Annotated in this window: 20 protein-coding genes; 5 read left to right on the top strand and 15 right to left on the bottom strand. The window is 68.7% G+C overall.

The features are described from left to right. Positions 1–85 precede the first annotated feature (85 nt). From ACFWUU_RS26065 to ACFWUU_RS26035, 7 genes are all read right to left on the bottom strand, one after another. Positions 86–2,296, bottom strand: a complete 2,211-nt coding sequence (locus tag ACFWUU_RS26065; RefSeq protein ID WP_380179001.1) for a hypothetical protein — start codon at positions 2,294–2,296, stop codon at positions 86–88. After that, the gene (locus tag ACFWUU_RS26060; RefSeq protein WP_380178998.1) at positions 2,293–3,279 is read right to left on the bottom strand and encodes a glycosyltransferase family 2 protein; all 987 of its coding nucleotides are present in this window, start codon (positions 3,277–3,279) and stop codon (positions 2,293–2,295) included. The genes ACFWUU_RS26065 and ACFWUU_RS26060 overlap by 4 nt, the downstream gene beginning before the upstream one ends. A 44-nt stretch (positions 3,280–3,323) precedes the next feature. After that, positions 3,324–4,865: a gamma-glutamyltransferase gene (locus ACFWUU_RS26055; RefSeq protein WP_137257944.1), complete on the bottom strand. Its 1,542-nt coding sequence runs from the start codon at positions 4,863–4,865 to the stop codon at positions 3,324–3,326. Between the two features lie 21 nt (positions 4,866–4,886). Then, positions 4,887–7,520 (bottom strand): phenylalanine--tRNA ligase subunit beta, encoded by a 2,634-nt coding sequence (locus ACFWUU_RS26050; protein WP_380178995.1) that lies wholly within the window; start codon positions 7,518–7,520, stop codon positions 4,887–4,889. Further along, on the bottom strand, positions 7,520–8,629 hold the full coding sequence (gene pheS / locus ACFWUU_RS26045; protein WP_380178993.1) for a phenylalanine--tRNA ligase subunit alpha: 1,110 nt from the start codon (positions 8,627–8,629) through the stop codon (positions 7,520–7,522). Before pheS ends, ACFWUU_RS26050 begins: the two co-directional genes overlap by 1 nt. Before the next feature lie 88 nt (positions 8,630–8,717). Further along, positions 8,718–9,044: a hypothetical protein gene (locus tag ACFWUU_RS26040; protein ID WP_380178991.1), complete on the bottom strand. Its 327-nt coding sequence runs from the start codon at positions 9,042–9,044 to the stop codon at positions 8,718–8,720. A gap of 12 nt (positions 9,045–9,056) precedes the next feature. Next, entirely contained in the window at positions 9,057–10,598 is a 1,542-nt protein-coding gene (locus tag ACFWUU_RS26035; RefSeq protein WP_380178989.1) for an MFS transporter, read from the bottom strand. A gap of 55 nt (positions 10,599–10,653) precedes the next feature. Between ACFWUU_RS26035 and ACFWUU_RS26030 the strand changes: the two genes are divergently transcribed. Continuing rightward, positions 10,654–11,358, top strand: coding sequence for a TetR/AcrR family transcriptional regulator C-terminal domain-containing protein (locus tag ACFWUU_RS26030; protein ID WP_380178987.1), 705 nt, complete (start codon positions 10,654–10,656; stop codon positions 11,356–11,358). Here the strand turns inward: ACFWUU_RS26030 and ACFWUU_RS26025 are convergent. The 6 genes from ACFWUU_RS26025 to infC form a co-directional block, all read right to left on the bottom strand. Beyond that, positions 11,348–12,055: a hypothetical protein gene (locus ACFWUU_RS26025; RefSeq protein WP_380178985.1), complete on the bottom strand. Its 708-nt coding sequence runs from the start codon at positions 12,053–12,055 to the stop codon at positions 11,348–11,350. The two genes, ACFWUU_RS26030 and ACFWUU_RS26025, sit on opposite strands and share 11 nt — an antisense overlap. A gap of 170 nt (positions 12,056–12,225) precedes the next feature. Beyond that, complete coding sequence (locus tag ACFWUU_RS26020; protein WP_380178983.1) at positions 12,226–13,119, bottom strand: CehA/McbA family metallohydrolase; 894 nt, start codon at positions 13,117–13,119, stop codon at positions 12,226–12,228. Next, on the bottom strand, positions 13,116–13,916 hold the full coding sequence (locus ACFWUU_RS26015; protein ID WP_380178981.1) for a TrmH family RNA methyltransferase: 801 nt from the start codon (positions 13,914–13,916) through the stop codon (positions 13,116–13,118). The genes ACFWUU_RS26020 and ACFWUU_RS26015 overlap by 4 nt, the downstream gene beginning before the upstream one ends. Before the next feature lie 19 nt (positions 13,917–13,935). Next, on the bottom strand, positions 13,936–14,328 hold the full coding sequence (gene rplT / locus ACFWUU_RS26010) for a 50S ribosomal protein L20 (RefSeq protein WP_130439407.1): 393 nt from the start codon (positions 14,326–14,328) through the stop codon (positions 13,936–13,938). 80 nt (positions 14,329–14,408) lie between these two features. Further along, entirely contained in the window at positions 14,409–14,603 is a 195-nt protein-coding gene (rpmI, locus tag ACFWUU_RS26005; protein WP_130439409.1) for a 50S ribosomal protein L35, read from the bottom strand. A gap of 91 nt (positions 14,604–14,694) precedes the next feature. Further along, positions 14,695–15,372, bottom strand: coding sequence for a translation initiation factor IF-3 (gene infC, locus ACFWUU_RS26000; RefSeq protein ID WP_202877958.1), 678 nt, complete (start codon positions 15,370–15,372; stop codon positions 14,695–14,697). A 336-nt stretch (positions 15,373–15,708) separates the two neighbouring features. On the opposite strand from infC, the gene ACFWUU_RS25995 reads away from it, so the two are divergent. Further along, positions 15,709–16,104 carry a DUF1844 domain-containing protein gene (locus ACFWUU_RS25995; RefSeq protein ID WP_380178979.1) on the top strand — a complete coding sequence of 132 codons (396 nt, stop codon included), beginning with the start codon at positions 15,709–15,711 and terminating at the stop codon, positions 16,102–16,104. A gap of 28 nt (positions 16,105–16,132) precedes the next feature. Here the strand turns inward: ACFWUU_RS25995 and ACFWUU_RS25990 are convergent, their stop codons facing one another. Then, positions 16,133–17,209, bottom strand: a complete 1,077-nt coding sequence (locus tag ACFWUU_RS25990) for an FAD-dependent oxidoreductase (protein ID WP_380178977.1) — start codon at positions 17,207–17,209, stop codon at positions 16,133–16,135. Beyond that, positions 17,206–17,943, bottom strand: a complete 738-nt coding sequence (locus ACFWUU_RS25985; protein ID WP_380178975.1) for a TetR/AcrR family transcriptional regulator — start codon at positions 17,941–17,943, stop codon at positions 17,206–17,208. Before ACFWUU_RS25985 ends, ACFWUU_RS25990 begins: the two co-directional genes overlap by 4 nt. 947 nt (positions 17,944–18,890) lie before the next feature. On the opposite strand from ACFWUU_RS25985, the gene ACFWUU_RS25980 reads away from it, so the two are divergent. From ACFWUU_RS25980 to ACFWUU_RS25970, 3 genes are all read left to right on the top strand, one after another. Then, complete coding sequence (locus tag ACFWUU_RS25980) at positions 18,891–19,994, top strand: phosphotransferase (RefSeq protein ID WP_380178973.1); 1,104 nt, start codon at positions 18,891–18,893, stop codon at positions 19,992–19,994. A gap of 108 nt (positions 19,995–20,102) precedes the next feature. Further along, a complete protein-coding gene (locus ACFWUU_RS25975) occupies positions 20,103–20,453 on the top strand; it encodes a hypothetical protein (protein ID WP_380178971.1) in 351 nt (116 codons plus the stop codon). Between the two features lie 131 nt (positions 20,454–20,584). Next, complete coding sequence (locus ACFWUU_RS25970) at positions 20,585–20,947, top strand: hypothetical protein (protein ID WP_137257958.1); 363 nt, start codon at positions 20,585–20,587, stop codon at positions 20,945–20,947. Positions 20,948–21,052: the final 105 nt, after the last annotated feature.

Genomic DNA, 21,052 nt, shown 5'->3' with positions numbered 1-21,052 from the left:
GATCAGGGTGCCGAAGTGCATCGGCCGCGGGCGGGCGGACCTGCGTAGACACAACGGTCCGCGCCGACCCAATGTTACGGGAGAATCACTCTCCGAGTTCGTAGATGACGACCTTGCCGATGCTGTGTCGGCGTACGGCGAGCTGGTCGAGTGCGGGCGAGACCGGGCCGTTGCGCGCATCGGCATACAGCCAGCGGACGCCGTACTTGTCGCGCATCCGTCGCAGTACCACGGCGGTCGGCGCAGTGAGGGCCTGGTTGGTGAGGGCGACGCGGTCCGGCCATGGCGACGCCTGCTCGGTGTAGCGGCGGCCGCCGTTGCCCTGTTTGGCCATCGCCTGGTTCGTGTACGCCCAGCCCTCGATCAAGGTGCGACGACCGGCGATCCCGCTGACGAGGTACCCGCGCGCATCGCAGCCCGGCGCCGTCGTACCGGCCGGGCGGCACCAGGTGTTGGTCGCGACGACGTCGGTCGGCGCCGAGTTCTCACCGAGCCACAACGCTGCCTCGGCCTCGTCCGGGTACACCCACCAGCGCGCGGCCCGATAGGTCGGCGCCTTCTCGGTGTCACCGCGTACGGCGCTTTGCAGGAACGAGCTGATGGGTGCCGTCGACAACAGCACGAGTACGACGAACATGCCGCCGCCTGCTTGCCGGAAGAACAGCCGCCACGCCGCGAGCAGGACCAGCGTGATGCCGAGGACGACGAGCAACATCCGCGTGCTCAACCACAGCTGCCGACCGGTTGACGCGGCCGGCACACCACGGGCCCAGACGAGCATGCCGGCGTACACGATCGAGAGCGCGAAGGCCGCGATCGCTATCGGGATTGGTCGACGCGAGGCGCGTGCACTGGTCGCGGCGAACCATCCGGCTCCGGCCAGGCTGAACGGTGCGGCCATGTAGACGAAGTACGACTCGCTCACCGACGGGTGGTCGATCAGCAGGTAGCCGGCCCAGCCCGCGATCATCGCGCCGAGCAGGAACCACGCGACCGGATCCTTGCGGCCGACAACACCGAACCCGGCCCAGGACATCGCTTGCAGAGTCAGCAGTAGCCCGAGCAGCAGGCTGAGTGTGCCGAGCACATGGCCGTGTGCGAGCGCTGGGAGGATCAGACCGCCGTCACCTGGTTGCGTGGTGTCGCCGGTGGCCGCTGTGTAGACCGGCAGCGACTTCAGTACGGCGAGGAACTGCAGCTGCGACCCACTGGTGCTGCCGGCCACCGTCAGGAAGGTGACTGCACCTACCAGAAGCAGTGCGACCGTCGTACCGATCAGACGCCACGGCAGACGTCGCGTGGTGATCAGTAGGTACAGCGCGGCCAGGCCGACTGCTGCGACCAGCAGAGGGAGCACTGTGGGCTTCGAACCGCCGCCGACGACTGCAACGGGAACAGCGAGCAGCCATAGCCGGTGGGTGCCGCCCTTGAACAGAAGCTCGATCAGGAAGATCGCGACTGCCACGCCGGCGACCATGCCGAATGTCTGCGACGGACTGAGCAAGCTGACCGGCGGTGCGAGGTTCACGCTCGTGTCGACAAGTAGGAACAGTTGCGGCGCGGCCAGTGCGAGAGCCGCGAGTACGCCGGTCCACCACGTGCGGCTGACGGTGCGGGCCAGTGTCGCGCAGACGAGGAGTGAAACGACCAGCCAGGGCAGTATCCAGAGCCGGAACAGCACGACCATCGGAGTGAGGCGGGTGGTGTCGACTGCGGCGGCCATGTCGGCGTTCGCGAACCAGTGGTACTCGAGCCGCTCCCCCACCACCTGTGGGATCTCGGGCGGCACCGTCCGGGTCAGCTCGTTCACCATCGACAGGTGGTAGAGGAGGTCCGGGTAGTACGCCTCGCCGTGCGGTGGCATCGGGTGGTACGCCATCACGCCGAACGTGGCCGCGCCCATCATCACCGCCGCCGAGACGGCCAGTCCCCAGGTCCAGACAACCGGCAGCGGTCTCGGATCGACGATGCGCCAATGGGAGCGCCCGAAGATCGCGAAGCCGATCAGGACCAGCGCCGGCCAGACGATCAACCAGCGTTGCCAGCCGAGCGCGGTGAAGATCGCCCAGCCGATCAGCTGCCAGGTCGCGCCGACGACCGAGCCGAGTCCGAGGTCCTCGGCCCAGTTACCGGTACTGCGCCAGGCCGCGCGGAGCAGCAGCGTGCCGGGCAGCGCGATCGCCAACGCGAAGTACGCGGCGTACTTGACGATCGGACCCGTTCCGACATCGCCCAGCGAAACGAACCCGCCGGCCGCTACCAGAATCGGCAGCAGCCACGGAAGCGACCTTTTCATCTGTCAGACGGGGCCTTGTGGTGCAGCGGTTCCTGATGGCCGTGGTCGCCGAGGCTGTCGTACCCGACGAGGAACTGCGGTCTGCGCTGACTCGACTGGAACAGGCGCGCGACGTACTCACCGAGCAGACCGAGGCACAGCAACTGGATCGCGCCGATCACGCTGACCGCGAGCACGGTCGACGTCCAGCCGGGAATGCTCCGGCCGGTCAGCTTGATCACCAGCGCACCGACGACGAACAACCCGGACATCGCGCCACCGAGCAGCCCCAGCCAGGTCGCCAGCCGCAGCGGCGCGGCGGAGAACGCGGTCACGCTGTCGAACGCGAGCCGCAGCATCTTCGAGAAGTTGTACTTCGTCGTGCCGGCGGCTCGCTCCGCCCGCACGTACCGCACCTCGGCGCTCGGGAAGCCGAGCCACGGGATCACCAGGCGGAAGACCCGCCCGTCGTCCGGCAACGCGTTCACCGCATCGACCACGCGTCGCGTCACCAGTCGGAAGTCGGCCGCGTCGAACGGGATGTCCTTGCCGACCAGGCGGCACATCAACCGGTAGTAGAGCCGGGCGCTGGTGCGCTTGGCCCACGAGTCGCTGGAGCGGTCGGAGCGTACGCCGTACACAACGTCGACGTCCTGCTCGTTGACCGTTTCGAGGAACTCGGCGATGACCTCCGGCGGATCCTGGAGGTCGGCGTCGATCGTGACGACGTACTGACCGCGGGCGCGCCGGAAGCCGGCCGACTGCGCGGCCTGGTGACCGCTGTTGCGGAGCAGCCGGACCACCCGGAGCTGCGGCCAGTCCTCGGCGGCCGCGAGCAGCAGGGAGGCGGTCTTGTCCCGGCTGCCGTCGTCGACGACGAGCAGCTCGTAGGTGATCCCCAGGCCGTCGAGCAGCGGGTGCATCCGCTCGAAGAAGATCGGCAGCACCTCCTCCTCGTCGTACATCGGTACGACGACGGAGAGCTCGGGGTGCGGGTCCCGCATCGGGTCACCTTTCGGATCTGAGGTGGCTGACCTTACTAGGGCACTCAGGGGGAGATGGCCACCGCGCCGGTCCGGCGGGGGTCGCCGACGGCGAGGAGGCCGTCGGTCGGATCCCAGAACGCGGCCGCCACGCCGCCGAAGTACATCGAGTGCGGCGGCATCGGGCGGGTCGGGAGCGCGGTCGAGCCGGAGACCGGGAGGTCGTCCTCGTAGTCGACGACGATGTCCTCGCGGACGCGGACATGCAGGCGTGGATGCTCGACGGCTTCGCGGAGCGAGAGACCGCCGTGGGTATAGAGCGCGTAGACCTGGGCGAGCGCGGTCGGGATCCGGTCAGATCCCGGCGAGCTGATCGCCAGTACGGCGCCGTCGCTCTCGCGACGGGCGACGCTGGGAGCCATGTTCGAGGTGAGGCGGGTGCCCGGCGCGAGGCTGTGCGGGCCGCCGTGCAGGAGCTCCTGCTCACCGAGGGCGTTGTTCAGCCAGATGCCTGTGCCTGGGGTGAGTACGCCGGAGCCGTAGCCGGACGAGACGGTGATCGCGCACGCGTCGCCTTCGTCGTCGACGACCGATACCGTCGCCGTACTCGGTGAGGTCAGCGCGCGCAGGTCGCCGGCCGCGGCCAGGTCGAGCAGCTTCTGGCCTTCGAGCCGCCGGACGTCTTCTTCGTCGAGCTCCGCGAGGCGGCGGCCGAGTACGGCGTGCTGCACGTCGACGAGTCGCTCGATCTCGAACTGGTTCCAGCTGCCGTCGGCCGGTACGCCGTCGAGCAGCGCGAGCATCGCGGCGGCGGCGACTCCCCCGACGGCCGGCGGCGGGTTGGTCGCCAGGCGCCAGCCGTTCTGCTTGACGACGAGAGCCGGACGGACGACGGCCTCGTACGCCGCGAGGTCCTCGGCGGTGAGGATGCCGTCGTTCGCGGCCATGTCGTGGATCAGGAGCTGCGCGAGCCGGCCGGTGTACATGGTCTCGGCGCCGTCGCGGGCGATCAGCTCCAGGGCTTCGGCGAGCTCGGGGATCACGACGGTGCTGCCGGCCTTGATCACCTCGCCGTCCTCGTTGTGGACGACGCCGTGGCTGGGCTGGTGCCAGCCGAAGATGATCTCGTGGGTGAAGCCGAGGTAGTACCCGGACGTGCGGCTGAGCGGGAAGCCGTTGCGGGCCACCTCGATCGCGGGCTGGACGACCTCACGCCACGCTGCCTTACCGGCCCGCCGATGGGCGAGATCGAGGGCCTTCATCCCGCCGGGAGTCGCGACGGAGCCGTGGCCGACGGTGGTCGTCGTACCGCCGCCGTAGTCCGTGGTGATGTCCCAGACGCCTTGGCCGAACCGATCGCTCGACAGGCCACGGCCGGGCATCTCGACCCAGCCGTCGATGGTGATCGCCTCACCACCAGCCACCTGCAACGTGACGAATCCACCCGAGGCCGGCGAGACGACGCCGATCTCGTTCACCATCGTGACCAGGGTGGCCGCGATCGCAGCGTCCACCGCGTTGCCACCCTCGGCGGCAACCCGCACGCCGGCCTCCGCGGCCGCCTCGTTGGGCGCGGCGACCGCCACCCGCGGGTGACGGCCGCTCATCGCGCCTCCTCGGTCATGGAACTAGCCGACCCGTTGGACGGCGTTGAACCGGTCGACGGTGACCTGGACGGCGGCCTGCCGGGCATCGGCGACCTCGTTCTCCTTCAGGGTCCGGTCCGGCGCCCGGAAGCGCAGCGCGAACGCGAGCGACTTCTTGCCCTCGCCGATCTGCTCGCCGGTGTACACGTCGAACAGCCGGACCGACTCGAGCAGCTGACCTGCGCCCTCGGCCAGCGCGGCCTGCACGTCGGCCGCTGCCACGTCGGCCGCGACGATCAACGCCACGTCCTCCTTGGCCACCGGGTACGACGAGAAGGGGTGCGCCGTGATCGACTCGGGGCCGGCCGCGATCAACGCTTCGAGGTCGAGCTCGACGGCACTCGAGCGGGTCGGCAGACCGAACGCCTGGCAGACCTTCGGGTGCAGCTCGCCGGCGTGGCCGACCACCTTGCCGTTGACCGAGAATTGCGCGCAGCGGCCTGGGTGCCAGGGCGCGAGCTCGACGTTCGTGACTACGGGCTCGACACCGACTGCAGACGAGATCAGCCTGGCGATCTGGACGGCGTCGGCCCAGCCCGCCGGTCGGCCCTTGCCCCACCAACCGGTCGGGGTCAGGGAGCCGGTCAGAACTACGCCGATGTGCAGCGGCTGGTCCGGCAGGGCGTCGTACAGCGACTGGATCTCGGCGTCGCTCGGCCGGTGCGCGACCGACGGGAGCGGCGCGGGCTTGGTCTCGGCCTTCGGGAGGAAGACGAGGCCGGTCTGGAAGATCGCCAGGTCGGTCGCGCCGCGGCCGACGTTGCGCTCCGCGGTCCGGAGCAGGGTCGCGAGCAGCGTGGTCTGCATCGACGGCTCTTCGTCGGAGATCGGGTTGACCAGCTTCACCGTCGTACGGCGTGGGTCGTCGGCGGGGAAGCCCATCGCGTCGAAGTCCGCCTCACCCGTGAACGGGTAGGACACCACCTCGGTCAGCCCCGCACCGACCAGCGCCGTCGCCACCCGACGCCGCCGCCGCTGCGAAACCGTCAGCCCCTGCCCACCAGGCGCGGCAGGCAGGATCGACGGCACGTTGTCGAACCCGAACAACCGAATAACCTCTTCGGCAAAGTCGTTGGGGTCCCGCAGATCAGGCCGCCACGACGGCGGAGTCACCGTCAGCAGATCATCACCAGCAAGGTCGACGGCCGTCGCGGAGCCGCCGACGGCGGCCGGTCCGCCTTCAGCCTCTTCCCCGCCCGGGCCGGCCGCAGGCCGGGCCGGGGCGTCGATGACGAGGGCGGGGGCGTGGACGCCCGCCGCGAGCGGCGCGGGCACCGCGTCCGCGGCGGCGCGGTCGACGGTGCAACCGACCGACCGCAGGTGCTGCAGCGTGTCGGCGATGGTGATCGGCGCACCCGCAACGCGGGCTGCGTGGTCGGCGCGGAAGTTGACGGGAGCCGGGGACGGGTGGGTGTCTACGACTGTTTCGTCGGGGAGGATTGTGCCGTTGGCGTACTCGGCCAGCAGGTCGGCGACCCGCTGGGCGGCGTACCTCGGCAGCAGCGGGTCGACCTCGCGCTCGAAGCGGCGGGACGCCTCCGACGACAGCTTGTGCCGGCGGGACGCGCGCGCGATGACGATCGGGTCGAAGTGCGCGGCCTCGATCACCACGTCCGTGGTCGCGTCGGAGATCTCCGTCGACGCCCCACCCATCACTCCGGCGACACCGATCGCGCCGGAGTCGTCGGTGATCAGCAGGTCCTCGACGTCCAGCTCACGGGTCTGGTCGTCGAGCGTCATCAGCTTCTCGCCGGCATTCGCCCGCCGTACGACGATCTCGCCGGACAGCCGGGCCTTGTCGTACCCGTGGATCGGCTGACCGAGCTCGAGCATCACGTAGTTCGTGACGTCGACCCCGATCGAGATCGGCCGCATCCCGGACGCGAGCAGCCGCTTCTGCATCCACCGCGGCGACAACGCCTTCGCGTCGATCCCGGTCACCGTCCGGGTGACGAACACGCTGCACGCCTCGGCATCGTCCACCCGCACCGGGTACCCACCGGAACCCGACCCATCCAGCGCCAGCTGAGCAGGATCCTTCAACGCAACGCCGTACGCCGTGGCCGCCTCGCGCGCGACCCCGCGGATCGACAGGCAGTACCCGCGATCCGGCGTCACCGCGATATCGAGCACGTCGTCGGCCAGCGCCAGCAGCTCGATCGCGTCATCGCCCGGCGTCGCCTCACCCGGCTCCAGTACGACGATGCCGTGCGTACCGTCATCGCCGAGGCCGAGCTCCGCGCTAGAGCAGATCATCCCGTTGGAGATATGCCCGTACGTCTTCCGCGCCGAGATCGCGAACCCACCGGGCAGCACCGCACCCGGCAGCACGACGACCACGAGATCGCCGACGGCGAAGTTGTTCGCGCCGCAGACGACCCACTGCGGCTCGTCCTTGCCGATGTCGAGCGAGCACCAGCGGATCGTCTTGCCGTTCTTCTGCGGCTCGTCCTCGAACGTCAGCACCTTGCCGACGACGAGCGGACCGGTCAGGTCGGACTCCTCGACGGTCTCGACCTCGAGGCCGGCCCGGATCAGCTTCTCCCCGACGTCGCGACCGGTCACCCCGGCCGGGAGGTCGACGTACTCACGAAGCCATGACAGTGGGACCCGCATCAGATCTCCATCCCGAACTGGCGGCTGAACCGCACGTCACCCTCGACCATGTCCCGCATGTCCTCGACCCCGTTGCGGAACATCAGCGTCCGCTCCAGACCCATGCCGAACGCGAAACCGGAGTACCGCTCGGTGTCGATGCCGTTGGCCTGCAGGACCCGCGGGTTCACCACGCCGCAGCCGCCCCACTCGATCCAGCCCTCGCTGCCGCAGGTGCGGCACGGGCGGTCGGGGTTGCCGACGGACTCGCCGCGGCAGACGAAGCACTTCAGGTCGACCTCGGCCGACGGCTCGGTGAACGGGAAGAAGTTCGGCCTCAGACGCGCCTCGAGACCCTCGCCGAACATCGAGACGACGAAGTGGTCGAGCGTGCCCTTCAGGTGCGCGAGCGTGATGCCCTCGTCCACCACCAGGCCCTCGACCTGGTAGAAGACCGGCGTATGGGTCGCGTCGAGCTCGTCGGTGCGGAACACGCGGCCCGGGCAGATCACGTAGATCGGCGGCTTGCGGCTCAGCATCGACCGCGCCTGCACCGGCGACGTGTGCGTCCGCAGCACCTTGCCGGAGCCGGCCGGCTCGACGAAGAACGTGTCCTGCATCTGCCGCGCCGGGTGGTCGGGCTGGAAGTTCAGCGCGTCGAAGTTGAGCCACTCGGCCTCTACTTCCGGGCCTTCGGCGACATCCCAGCCGAGCGCGGTGAAGACGTCCGCGACCTGCTCGGAGATCAGCGAGAGCGGGTGCCGCGCGCCGAGCTCGGGGGTGTGCCACGGCAGCGTCACGTCGACACGCTCGGTGGCCAGCATCTGCTCCTCGTGCGCGGCCTCGAGGACGGCGAGCCGGGACGCGAAGCCCTCGTTGATCGCCTTCCGGGCCGCGCCGATCCGCTGACCGGCCTCCTTGCGGGCCTGCGGCGGCAGCGCGCCGATCTCCCGGTTGGCCAGCACGATCGGCGATTTGTCGCCGAGGTGGGTGGACTTGGCTTCCTGCAGGGCGGCCAGATCGGCCGCCTCGGTAAACGCCGTCAGTGCCTCGTCGCGGGTCCGCTCCACCTCTTCGGCATGCAGCGGCGTCACTTCGACCGGGTCGTAATCAGTGTTGGGACCGGACATGGCTCGCTCTCAATTCGGAACTTCTGCGAATTGCAGTCTAGAAACCCGAACCCCAAGAGCGTGAATCGGCTGTCCACAACCCTGTGGATCAGCCCATTTTGTATCTGCCCCGGACGATCGCGCCGAGGACCGCCAGCGCGGCCAGCAGCGCGCCGACGCCGACCGGCAGCAGGAAGATCGGATACGCCGATGGCCCCGGCGCGCGGTCTTCCAGGATGAGGCAGGTCGCCGCGGTCACGACGTACCCGAGAGCCAGCATCGTGGACACGACGCCGGCGGCCTGCGCCCATTTGAGAACGAACCGGTGTGATCTCCGCCAGCCGATCGCGAATGTCACGAGAGCGACCGGGATCAGCACCAACGTGCAAGAGAGCATCAGATTCACGACTCCCTGCGCGTCACTCCCCTGCAGCATGCGCACATCGTGTCAGTGCACTGGGTCGTCCACCTGTGCCTGAGCGGAGTCCTGCACCTTGGCCTCGCCACGCGGCAGCAGCACCAACGCAACCACTGCACCCGCGATCGCACCGCCGGCTCCGACGGTCATCGAGATCGACATCGCGTCAATGAATGCGTGCTTGGCGGAGGCGAAGAAATCCGGCCCGAGTGCGAGGGTGTCCGCGATCGACTTCCGGGCTGCCTCCGGCACGGAGTCCGGCAGCGCCGAGGAGTACGCCGCCGCGAGCACACTGCCCAGTACGGCGACCGACAGCGCCGCACCGGTCTGCTGCACGGTGTCGTTCATCGCCGAACCCACACCGCGATGCTCCGCCGGAACGGCCTGCATCAACAGCGTGTACGCCGCTGGTCCCGCCAGGCCACCGCCGATGCCCATCACCAGCAGGCCGATGATCAGCAGCCCGTATCCGCTCGAGTCGGACACCCGCGTCAGGATCGCGAAGCTGCCCGCGATGATCAGCAGCCCGAGAGAGATCAGCGTCCGGTCCGCGACCTTCTTGCCCAGCGCAGCCCCGAGCCCGTTGAAGGCGGCCGCGGCAACGGCGTACGGAATCAGCGCCAGCCCAGCCTTCAACGGGCTGTACCCGAGCACGAACTGCAGGTACTGCGTCAACGCCAGCAGCAACCCGCCCGCAGTGAACGACAGCAGCACGATCGAGAAACTCGTACCGCTGAACCGGCGATCCCGGAACAGCGCGAGCGGCACCATCGGGTGCTCACTCCGCTTCTCCCACAGCGCGAACGCGGTCAACGCGACCACTCCGACCGCGAGACCACCAAGGACCCGGGCGGATCCCCAGCCGTGCGCCGGGATCGACACGATCGCCCAGACGATCGACGCCATTCCGACGATCGTCAGCACGGCGCCGACCGGGTCGACGTCGCGCGCCGGACCCTTCGACTCGGGGATCAGCGCAAGCGTGCCGATGATCGCGAGCGCGGCGATCGGCACGTTCAGCAGGAAGATCGAACCCCACCAGAAGTGGTTCAGCAGCACGCCGCCGATGGTCGGACCGGCGACCACGCCGAGCATCGCGACCATCGACCAGCCGGCCATCGCCTTGCGCTGCTCCTCCGGCGGGAACACGGTGAACAGCAGCGACAGCGTGCTCGGCATCAGCAGCGATCCGCCGACGCCCATCAGGAAGCGGCAGGCGATCAGCTGCCACGGATTGTCGGCCAGCGTCGCCAGCAGCGAGGCCGCGCCGAAGATCACCAGGCCGAGGAGCAGCATCTTCCGCCGGCCGAATCGGTCGGACAGGCTTCCCGCGGTCAGCAGCAGCCCGGCGAACGCCAGGATGTAGGCGTCGATCACCCACTGGATGTCCGCCGGCGTCGCGCCCAGGTCGCGCATCAGCGACGGGATCGCCAGGTTCAGCACGGTGTTGTCGACGACCAGAACCATCAGGCTCAGGCACAGGATCAGCAGGATCCACCAGCGACGCGGGTGACCGGTCGCTGCGGGCGTGTCAGCGGACGTCTCGGAGGACTCGAACGGTGTACTAGTCACTCGCACACTGTACGACAAACTCGTACGGTGTGCGAGTGCTTTGTAGGATGGGCGCATGAGGGAAACGATCTGGTCCCGGCAACGCTCAGCTGCACCGGCGCGCGAGACGCTCAGCCGGGAGCAGATCGTGAAGACCGCGATGGAGATCCTCGACAGCGAGGGGGTCGGCGGGCTGAGCATGCGCAAGCTCGCCGCCCGGCTCGGCTCCGGCGCGACCAGCCTGTACTGGCATGTGCCGACGAAGGACGACCTCGTCGACCTGCTGATCGACCAGGTCTGGGCGGAGATCGACGTACCCGAGCCGGAGCTGGCCGGGTGGCGGAGCGGGGCGCTGCTGTTCGGGCACAGCCTGCGGTCCGCCGTACTGCGGCATCCGTGGCTGCCCGAGGTGATGTACACGCGGCCGAGCATCGGGCCGAACGCGATGTCGCTCGGCGAGCGCGGTCTGGTGCTGTTCGGAGCGGCCGGGTTCACGCCGCGCGAGGTCGATCTCGCGATGGGGAGCGTGATGTCGTACGTGCTCGGCACGGTCAGCGCCGAGGTCGCGACCCGGGAGATGGTCCGGAAGTCCGGCCGCTCCGAGGAGAGCTGGGTGAGCGAGCTGCTCGAGCAGGCGCAGTCGGTGGCGACCGACTACCCGCAGATGCAGGAGTCGGTCCGCCGCCGTACGTCGGTGAACCTGGACTCCGAGCTCACCGAGAACTTCGTCTTCGGCCTCGACGCGCTGCTCGACGGTCTGCAGGCCCGCGTCAAGAAGTAAGGCCGAACCACGGCTCCTTGGCGAGCTCCTCGTCCAGCACCTTGCGATCGCCCTCACTGGCAACGAGCTTCGTCAGCTCACGAGCTTTCTCCAGCTCGACGCGTGCGGCGGCTGGCTGACCTGTCGCCGCCAGCGCCCGAGCCAGTGCCTCGCGGGCGAACGGTTCGTCCCAGTCGCCCATCTGCTCGGGGTACGTCTCGATCAGCTCGAGACAACGCTTTGCATGTTGCAGCCCGACCTCGACGCGTCCGATCCGGAGCGCCACCCGTGCGATCAGGTGTTCGCCGCGCGCGTGATTCGCTTCGTTGCCCGCCTCCAACCAGTGCAGGCAGGCGGCGTAAGCGCCGTACAGCAACCGCTCCTGGTCTTCGAGCGGGCTCGTCTCGTCGATCTCTTCGAGCAGGTCCCAGGTCTCGTTGTTGAGCTCGACGCCGAAGTACCGGTGCAGCTCGCGGCCTTCCACCAGCTCGGTGGCGACCTTCTCCATCAACTCCGGCCAGCTGGCCAGGCCGTACTCCCGAGCGATCGTCAGCTGTGCGTCCCGCAACGTGAAGGTCGCCTCGTCATACGCCGGGTGATGCGCGCGAGCCCGCTCGATGGCATCGGGCCGGCCTTTGACGACCGCCTTGCGGAGCTCCTTCGCCCGGGCGCGCAACTGGCTGAGACTCGCCTTCGCGGGCAGGGGTGTAGTCGACATCATCAGTCCTTCCAGACAGCCCGCTCCGCTGAATCAGACCGTCCCGAAGGGTTCACCGGTCGATACAGGTACTACTCCCACCATCCAGGTGCACTCAGTGCTTGCCGCGGAGAAGAGGCGCCCTGGCGCGCGCTAGCCCAACGCTGACACGCGATGCCCCGCCCCGTCAATCAGCGTGGCAGCTGGATCGGGTTGGTCCAGGCGCGGTGGCCGGAGGCGTCCTCGATCGTGATGCGGCAATGGGTGTTGCGGAAGAGGGTGAGGGGAAGCGCGCACTCGGTGAGGTCGGTGCCTTGGGCAAGTTCTGCGCCGGGGTGGCCGCCGGTGAGGAGGATCTTGGTGGCGGGTGAGCAGCGGACGGCGATGACGTCGCCTTCGATGCGTACGTCGTACAGCTCGGGGCCGGTGCTGGAATAGAAGTGACCGGCCTTCAACGCGGTCAGGAGGGCGTCCGGGTCGAGGGCTTCGGCGCGGACGTGGACCCAGGCCTGGCAGGGCGGCGGGTCCTGGGGTTGGAGGTGGGCGTCGTCGGCGGCGTACGTCGTGAGGCGGTGGCCGCGGTTGAGCAGGACGTCGGCGAGGTGCCAGCTGTCGCCGCGGTTCTCGCGGTCGGACAGGGCGTTGTAGACCTCGATCGAGTGGGCGGCGTCGAGGCTCTCGGCGTCGGCCGCTGTGAGGAGTGACGCTGACGGGTGAGCCATGCCGATGAAGGCGCCGGCGGCCCGGGCTCGGCGGGCGAGTTCAGGACCGGTCTCGGAGTTGGACGGGGACGCGAAGTTCAGCGGCAGGCCGGCCGCGATGATGTGCCACTGCTGACCGGCTTCGGTCCGCGGGGCGTGGAGCTCGGCGCCGATCAGCGTGGTGAATCCGTCCGTCCGCAGGTCTCTGGTGTCGGTGACCGGGTACCCGTACTCGGGCCGGAAGTGGTCGGTGATCGCGACGAAGTCGTACCCGGCGTTGCGGTACACGTCCGCGGTCTCGCGTGGCGACAGCGCTCCGTCGGACAGGTTCGTGTGGGTGTGGAGGTTTCCGCGCCAGAACCGGCCCGGTTGATCGAAGGTCATCGGCGTTGGGCGCGGGCGGAGGCGTACAGGCAGATCGCGGCGGCGGTTGCGAGGTTGAGCGACTCGGCGCGGCCGTAGATCGGGACCTTCACGGAGTGGTCGACGATGGCGTTGAGGTCGTCAGGCAGGCCGTGGGCCTCGTTGCCGAACAGCCACACAGTCGGCTTGGCGAGCGTCCCGTCGTCGATGCAGGTGTCGAGATCGGTAGCGCCGTACCCGTCGGCGGCGAGCACCTGCAGACCCTGCTCGCGCCAGGCCTCGACGGCCGTGACGATGTCGACGTCCACGGTGACGGGCACGTGGAAGATGCTGCCGACGCTGGCCCGGACCGCCTTCGGGTTGTGCGGGTCGACGGACTCCGCGGACAGTACGACGGCATCCGCGCCGGCCGCGTCCGCAGTACGGATCAAGGTGCCGACGTTGCCGGGGTCGCGGACCTGTACGCCGGCCGCGATCAGCTTGCCGGTCGGCGCGAACGGCACGGTCACCAGCGTGCAGACGGCGACGACGCCCTGCGAGGTGACGGTCTCGCTCAATGCCTCGACAGCGGCACGGTTGACCTCGAACCACGGGACGCCGGCCGCCGCGGCGAGGTCATACAGGTCACGATGACGGGTCGCGACCTCGGGTTCGGCGTACACCTCGACGACGAGCTCGCGGTGCTCGAGAGCTTCCCGGACCGCCTGCGGGCCTTCGACGAGGAAGCGGCCGGCTTTGCGCCGGAACGCACGAGTGGCGAGCCGCCGAGCCTGCTTGATGCGCGTTGATTGCGCGGTCAGCAGACCGGGACTCGCCACTGTGGTGTACGGGTGTTGCTCAGGCCGCGGCGTCGGTCTTCGGCGCGTTCACGTCCGCCGGCAGGGCGGCCTTGGCCACCTGCACGAGCGCGGAGAACGCCGCCGGGTCGTTGACAGCCAGGTCGGCCAGGATCTTGCGGTCGACCTCGACCTCGGCCAGCCGCAGGCCCTGGATGAAGCGGTTGTAGGTCAGGTCCTCGGCTCGGACCGCGGCGTTGATCCGCTGGATCCACAGCTTGCGGAAGTCGCCCTTGCGCGCCTTGCGGTCACGGTAGGCGTAGACGAGCGAGTGGGTGACCTGCTCCTTGGCCTTGCGGTACAGCCGCGAGCGCTGGCCGCGGTAGCCGCTGGCCTGCTCCAGTACGGTACGACGCTTCTTGTGGGCGTTGACTGCCCGCTTCACGCGTGCCATGAGGTGTTACTCCTTGTATTTCTGCGCCGGAGAGAGGTAGGCCCACTCGGCGGGGATGTTCGGGGGGTTATGGGTGCTGCTCAGATGCCGAGAAGCTTCTTGGCCTTCTTCGCGAACGCGGGTGCAACCTCGACGGTGCCGCTCAGGCGCCGCTTACGCTTCGACGTCTTCGCCTCGGCGAGGTGACGGACACCGGTCTGCTCGCGGCGAACCTTGCCCGTGCCGGTGATCCGGACGCGCTTCTTCATCCCCGAGTGGGTCTTCATCTTCGGCATGGCTGTTGTGCTCCTGATTATCTTCGTTGACTCGAACTCTGGTGTGACCGGCTCCGGCTGCTGTGACTGACCTGGCGGCCGGAGCGTTCCGTCACTCCGGGTCGAGGTTGTCGGCCGGACCCTTCGGCTTCTTCGTGACGCCGGCGGCGCGTTCTGCCTCGTGGGCCTGGGCCTGCTCGGCGCGTTCCGCGCGCTCCGCCTGCTCCTCGGCCTCCCGCTCGGCCTTGCGCTGCGCCTTCTCGGCTTCCACGTCCACGCGCGCCTCGGACTTCTTCTTGTGCGGTCCGAGCACCATGATCATGTTCCGGCCGTCCTGGCGCGGCGAGGACTCGACGAAGCCGAGCTCGTTCACGTCTTCGGCCAGCCGCTGCAGCAACCGGAACCCGAGCTCGGGCCGGGACTGCTCACGTCCGCGGAACATGATGGTGATCTTGACCTTGTCCCCGGCCTTCAGGAACCGGACCACGTGACCCTTCTTGGTCTCGTAGTCGTGCGGGTCGATCTTCGGCCGCAGCTTCATCTCTTTGATGATGGTGTTGGTCTGGTTCCGGCGGGACTCGCGCGCCTTCTGCGCGGTCTCATACTTGTACTTGCCGAAATCCATCAGCTTGCAGACCGGAGGCCGCGCGGTTGCCGCGACCTCGACCAGGTCGAGATCGGCCTCCTGGGCCAGCCGCAGTGCGTCTTCGATCCGGACGATGCCAACCTGCTCACCGTTCGGTCCGACCAGTCGCACCTCGGGAACGCGGATGCGCTCGTTGACGCGCAAATCAGTGGTGATGGGTCCTCCTGGGTTGAACTAGTACTGGTGCCACCTCGTCATCGCCGCGAGCCCCCTGGAAAACACAAAGGGCCCTCGTGCGATCACACGAAGGCCCAATTCCCAGATCGACGACGCCCCAACCCCTCCGGGTGGTACGCCGTACGATCGCTGTGATGCTCCGGATATCCTCCAGAATTCCTCAGCGTTGACCGGGACCCGCCGACTGTTCATCGACTGGGTGGGAGGTGGCCCTCCGCTTAGACCAGAACCACTGGTAACCCTCGAATATTCCACTCAGGGGTCACCAACAGACCGGGTCGGTCGCCATGTAAGAGTAACAGCATGACCGACGCAGATGCCACTTCGCAGCCCGACGCCGTGCAGCCGGACCCGCTCTCGACCGCTTCTCGTGACATCGCCGAGGTTCCTGCCGTCGAGATCATCTCGACCGCCGCACTTCACCTGATGAGCGCCGCCGCCGTCAACCTCGGCCTGGCCGCCGACCTGCCCGACCACAAAGACCTCGACGAGGCCCGCTCCCTGATCGATTCCCTGGCCGGCCTCCTCGACGCAGCCGCCCCCTCCCTCGGCCACCACCACGCCGCACCGCTCAAGGACGGCCTCCGCTCCCTCCAACTAGCCTTCCGCGAAGCCAGCTCAATCCAGGACGAGCCCGGCCAAGGCCCCGGCGAGAAGTACACGGGCGCCGTCTTCCCCGCCGCCTCCGATCGCGGCTAGGCAGCTACCGGCCCTGCGCATGCCGGCCTCAGCCCATGCCGGCGAAGAAGTTGAGGATGCCTGTTGGGGCGTCGGGGGCGAAGGAGATGTTCAGGTTCTCGGCTGATTCCTTGGCGGCTTCTTCGGCTCGGGGGAAGAGGGTTGATTCGTAGGTGGTGAGGGCTGCCTCGGTGTCCTCGGGGTTGGCGATGAGGGCGGCGGCCAGGTCGGCGGCGTCCTGCATGGCCAGGTTGGCGCCTTCGCCTGCGAACGGGGACATCAGGTGGGCGGCGTCGCCGAGGAGGGTGACGCCGGGGACCCGGCTCCAGCGGTGCCCGATCGGCAGGGCGTGGATCGCGCGCGGGGTCAGCTCGCCGTCGGCTTCCTGGACGAGACGGAGGTAGCGGTCGTCCCAGTCCTTGAACTCGGCCAGCAGGTCGTCATTCGTGACCGCGGTCCACGGCTCGTCGACTCGCGCTGCGGCGTACACGTGCAGGCGATCGGGTTCACGGTGGGCCAGGAAGCCGCGACCATTACCGAGGGCCATCATCATGCCGCCGCCGATCAGCTCGGCTGCGTCCCGGTGGCGCGTGTCGGGGTCGAGCAGATTCAGCTCGGCGAACGAGAGGCCGAGGTACGCCGGGGTCGCGTCCGAAACCAGTGGCCGTACCTTCGACCACGCACCGTCCGCCCCGATCAGAAGGTCGGCGGTGAACGTGCTTCCGTCGGCCAGCCGAACCTCGCGATCGTTGGAGATGCCGACGACCTTCGAGCCCCAGCGGATCATACCGTCCGGCAAGCTCCCGAGCAGCAGGTCACGCAGGTCACGACGATGCACCTCCGGCCGGCCGCTGCCCTCGTGGTCGTGCGACAACCGCAGTACGGCGTGCTGGTCGTAGACCTTCATCGACTCGCCGCCGGGCATGATGATCCGCAGGAAATCGTCGTACAGACCGGCTGCCTTCAGCGCCGCCTGACCGGACTCCTCGTGGATGTCGAGCATGCCGCCCTGCGTGCGGACGGTCGGTGACGATTCAGCTTCGTAGACAACGGCCTCGATGCCGTTGACGTGCAGAATGCGGGCCAGCGTCAAACCGCCGAGGCCGGCGCCAATGATCGCGATCATGCTCGTTCTCCTTCTGTGCGCGGAGTGCCGAGCACTCCGTTTTCTGTACGTGGAGTGCCGAGCACTCCGTCTTCCGTGCGTGGAGTGGCGAGCACTCCGTTGATCAGTGCGCGGACGCCCCAGGAGGTCCGGTCCGGGCCGGCCCCGCTCAGCAGGTCCTCCCCCAGCGCCGCGATCCGCGGATGCGTCTCGGGTTGGACCGCTCGAAGGGCGGCGGCCACCGCGTTCCATTCCTCGGGGTCGTCGCCACCCGCATGCTCGGCAGCGGTCGAGGTGGCCAGTTGCAGCAGCAGATCGACACCCCATGACGCCTGCCGGGGCGGCACATCACCTTCGTCGAGCAACGTCAGGATCGACTCGACCAGCCTCAGATAGTTCTGGCCGGATGGCCGCGCACTCACGGCCGACTGCGCGAGGCTCGGATACTCGAAAAGCACCAGCGTGTACGACGCCAACACCGCCTGAAGCCGATCCCGCCAGTCGCCCTTCGCGTCGACCGGCGAGAGGTCCACGGCGCCGAGCAACTCGTCGAGCACGGCAGCGTGCAACTGGGCCGTGTTGCGGAAGTAGACGTAGAGCGAAGCAGGCCCGGTATCAAGCTCCTTCGCCAACCGCCGCATCGTGACGCGACCCAGCCCCTCGGCCCCCATCACGTCGACAGCAGCCGCGACAATCCCCCGCCGCGTCAACGCCTCCTTAGCCGGCCGCTCCCGCCGACTCCTCGGCTCATCCATGCTTCCAGCCTAACGAACATGTTCGTTACGAACAAGTTCGTCGTGTGAGTAGACCCATCGCGGTGCTACGCGCGGCTCCTTCGTCGCCGTGCTCCGCGCCGCCCCACCCACCCCCGGGCTTATCGCCCGGAGCATCTTTCCGGCTGCCGCCGGGACCTTCCGGCTGTCGCCGGACTTGCGGGCTGCCGCCCGCACCCGTGCGCGCTGCCGCGCGTGCGACTGCACCCGCGGTGCGGCTGGTTCGTATCTGGCGAGGTGGCTGCGGGAGGACCCGTGGCGACACCGGTCCGCACTCGTCGAGGCGGATCGTGGATGGCCCCACCTCGTCATGCCCGGCGGAGCGAGGTCGTGCCAACAGCACCCACCACCAGCCCAACCCACCAGCCGACGCCACCCACCAGCCGACGCCACCCACCAGCCGACGCCACCCACCAGCCGACGCCACCCACCAGCCGACGCCACCCACCAGCCGACGCCACCACGAGCCGACGCCACGGCGTAGCGGTCACGCGCCGAGGGGCAGGTTCGTACGCTCGAGCGCTGGATGGGTGGGAGCGACGCGCACCACCGCGACGAAGGAGCTGAGCGTGGCACCGCGGTGGGCCCGCCGTCAGCCACCTCGACAGGCACGAACCCGCCGCACCACGAGGCCTGCCGCAGCCGCCTCGCCAGATACAAACCCGCCGGACGACGGGCCCCCGCGCCGCAGCCACCTCGCCAGATACGAACCAGCTGCACCACGGAGGCGGTCGCCCGCACGGGTGCGGGCGATAGCCCGCAAGTCCGGCGACAGCCGGAAAGGATGCGCCGGCGATAGCCGGAAAGGATGGGCGGGGCGGCGCGCAGCACGGCGACGAAGGAGCCGCGCGTAGCACCGCGATGGGCTGACATCCTCATCAAACAATTCAGATGGTGCCAGGGGTCGACCGCGAGTACGGTCGGCGGTCGTGTCTGATGACGGGATGCCTGCGCCGGTTGCCAAGCTCGACGCTCAGGAACTGCTTCGTGAGGTGAATGAGCGGTCGGGGGCCGGGCTGACCTTCGTCGGGCGGGCGGCTGCGGGTGAGGTTGGCGCCGGGTTTGTGCGGTGGCCTGATGGGCGGGATGGGGTTCTCACGCGCGGGTTCGGTTCGCTTGACGACCTGCGGCGTACGGCGAGGGTCCTCGACGCGGCGCGGTCGGGTGGGTTGCCGGTGCCGCAGTACCAGCTGTTGACCGAGGTGACCGACGGGGTGGCCGTCGTCCAGGAGCGTCTGCCGGGTCGGCCGCCTGAGGTGGTCGACCGGGCGCTGCTCGAGGGGATGATCGCGTTGACCGATCGGTTCGCGGGGCTGGGCGCTGATCTGCCGGTGCCGTCGATGTATCTGCTCGAGAGCGGACCGGGCTTCTGCCTGCACGAGTCTCTCCTGCGGTACGACGGTCGCACGCGACGGCTGCTCGACTGGGTACGCGAGGTCGGTCGCGACGAGCCGAGCGGGATGACCGGTGACGACCTCGTCCACCTCGACTTCCACACCGGCAACGTGCTGGTCGACGAAGCCGGCGAGCTGACCGGCATCGTCGACTGGGACGGCATCGGCCGAGGCGACCGCCGCTTCGGCCTCGTCACCCTACGGTTCGACGCGGAGTCGCGCCTGCGGTTCGACGCCGAGAGGCGACCGCCGCACGTCGCCGCGATCCAACTCCAGCCCGATGCCGACACGCGACCGCCGCTCGACGCGGCGACGCGACCCGTGCTTGACGCCGAGCCCCGATCCCAGTTCGCCGCCCAGACGCAGCCGCGGTTCGACGGCGAGTCCCCGCTCCAGCTCGACGGCGAGACCCGACCCCGGTTCGACGGCGAGACAGGGCTTCGGTTCGACGCGGGCTCGGAGCCGCTCGACGCGGAGCTCGGGTGGTTCGATGAGTTGCTTGAGGGTGTGTTGGAGCCCGGCGTGCTGCGGTTGTACTGGGCGCATATGAGTTTGCGTCTGGTCGACTGGTCGATTCGGCATCACGGGCCGGCCGACACCGCGCGTTGGCTGGACTTCGCCGAGACTCGGATGAGCTGAGCACGGTCGCTTCGAAGTCTTTCGAAGCGGCTCTGTGGCAGACCCCGCGCGGACTACTTTCGCGGCCGAAGCCTTCGATCGGAGGGCTCGGACACGAGGGGAAACAGCATGCGCAAGATCGCGACAACTGCCGCGGGGATTGCTGCCGGTGTGCTCGGGATGGGTATGGCGCTGGTGCCCAGCGCTCAAGCGGCGACGCCATGCCCGAGGGGGGCGGTCTGCATACGTGAGACCGACGGGCACATCCTGGCCAAGAACATCTTCTGGAGCTTCGGCCCGCACAACCTGTCGGGCGTCATCGGCTTTCATGTGATCGTCAACAACCAGACCAACAACGCAGGCTTCAAGGTCTGCAAGGGCTACAACGGCGGCGCACCCTGCGGCCCGGTGAACCGCTGGGTCGGCGAGTCCCAACCGTCCGACCTCACCACGATCAATTCGTTCGTGCTGGTGAAGTAGCAGCGCCTGATCGCAACCCGTTTCGGAGCAGACCGAAACCGGGCCGGAGCGCCCCACAGCGCGGCGGAAGTCTCCTAACTTCGAAGTGCGGTCTCCGACCGGGGACCGTACGGACAAGAGGGGACGAAAGCATGCGCAAGATCGCGATGACTGCCGCCGGAATCGCCGCCGCTGTGATCGGTACGGGCGTGGCGCTCGCGCCGACCGCCGACGCGGCGACCGCAGGTACGGCGACGGCGTGCCCGTCGGGGGCAGTCTGTCTGCAGGAGCCGAACGGCAGCATCCTGAGCAAGAACATCTGGTACAGCTACGGCGCGCACAACCTGTCGAACGTGATCGGCACCAAGACGCTGATCAACAGCCAGACCGGCGGCGCGGGCTTCCAAATCTGCACGGGCTCCAACGGCACCGGCTGCGGTCCGGTCTACCGCTGGACGGGCCCGGCCGAACCGCACGACTTCACCCCGATCAACTCGATCGTCCTCGTGCGCTGACAACAACCGTGCCGGCTCCGACCCCCACCCGGGGTGGGTGCCGGGACGGCGGGCGTTCGCGTGAGGGCTGCGTGTTCTTCGCGTGGGTTTTTGACGGGGTTGTTG

The sequence above is a fragment of the Kribbella sp. NPDC058693 genome (assembly GCF_042715335.1).
In the GTDB taxonomy this organism is placed as follows: domain Bacteria; phylum Actinomycetota; class Actinomycetes; order Propionibacteriales; family Kribbellaceae; genus Kribbella; species Kribbella jiaozuonensis.
Note: the sequence above shows the minus strand (reverse complement) of the source record. Positions and strands in the feature narration are given on the sequence as shown.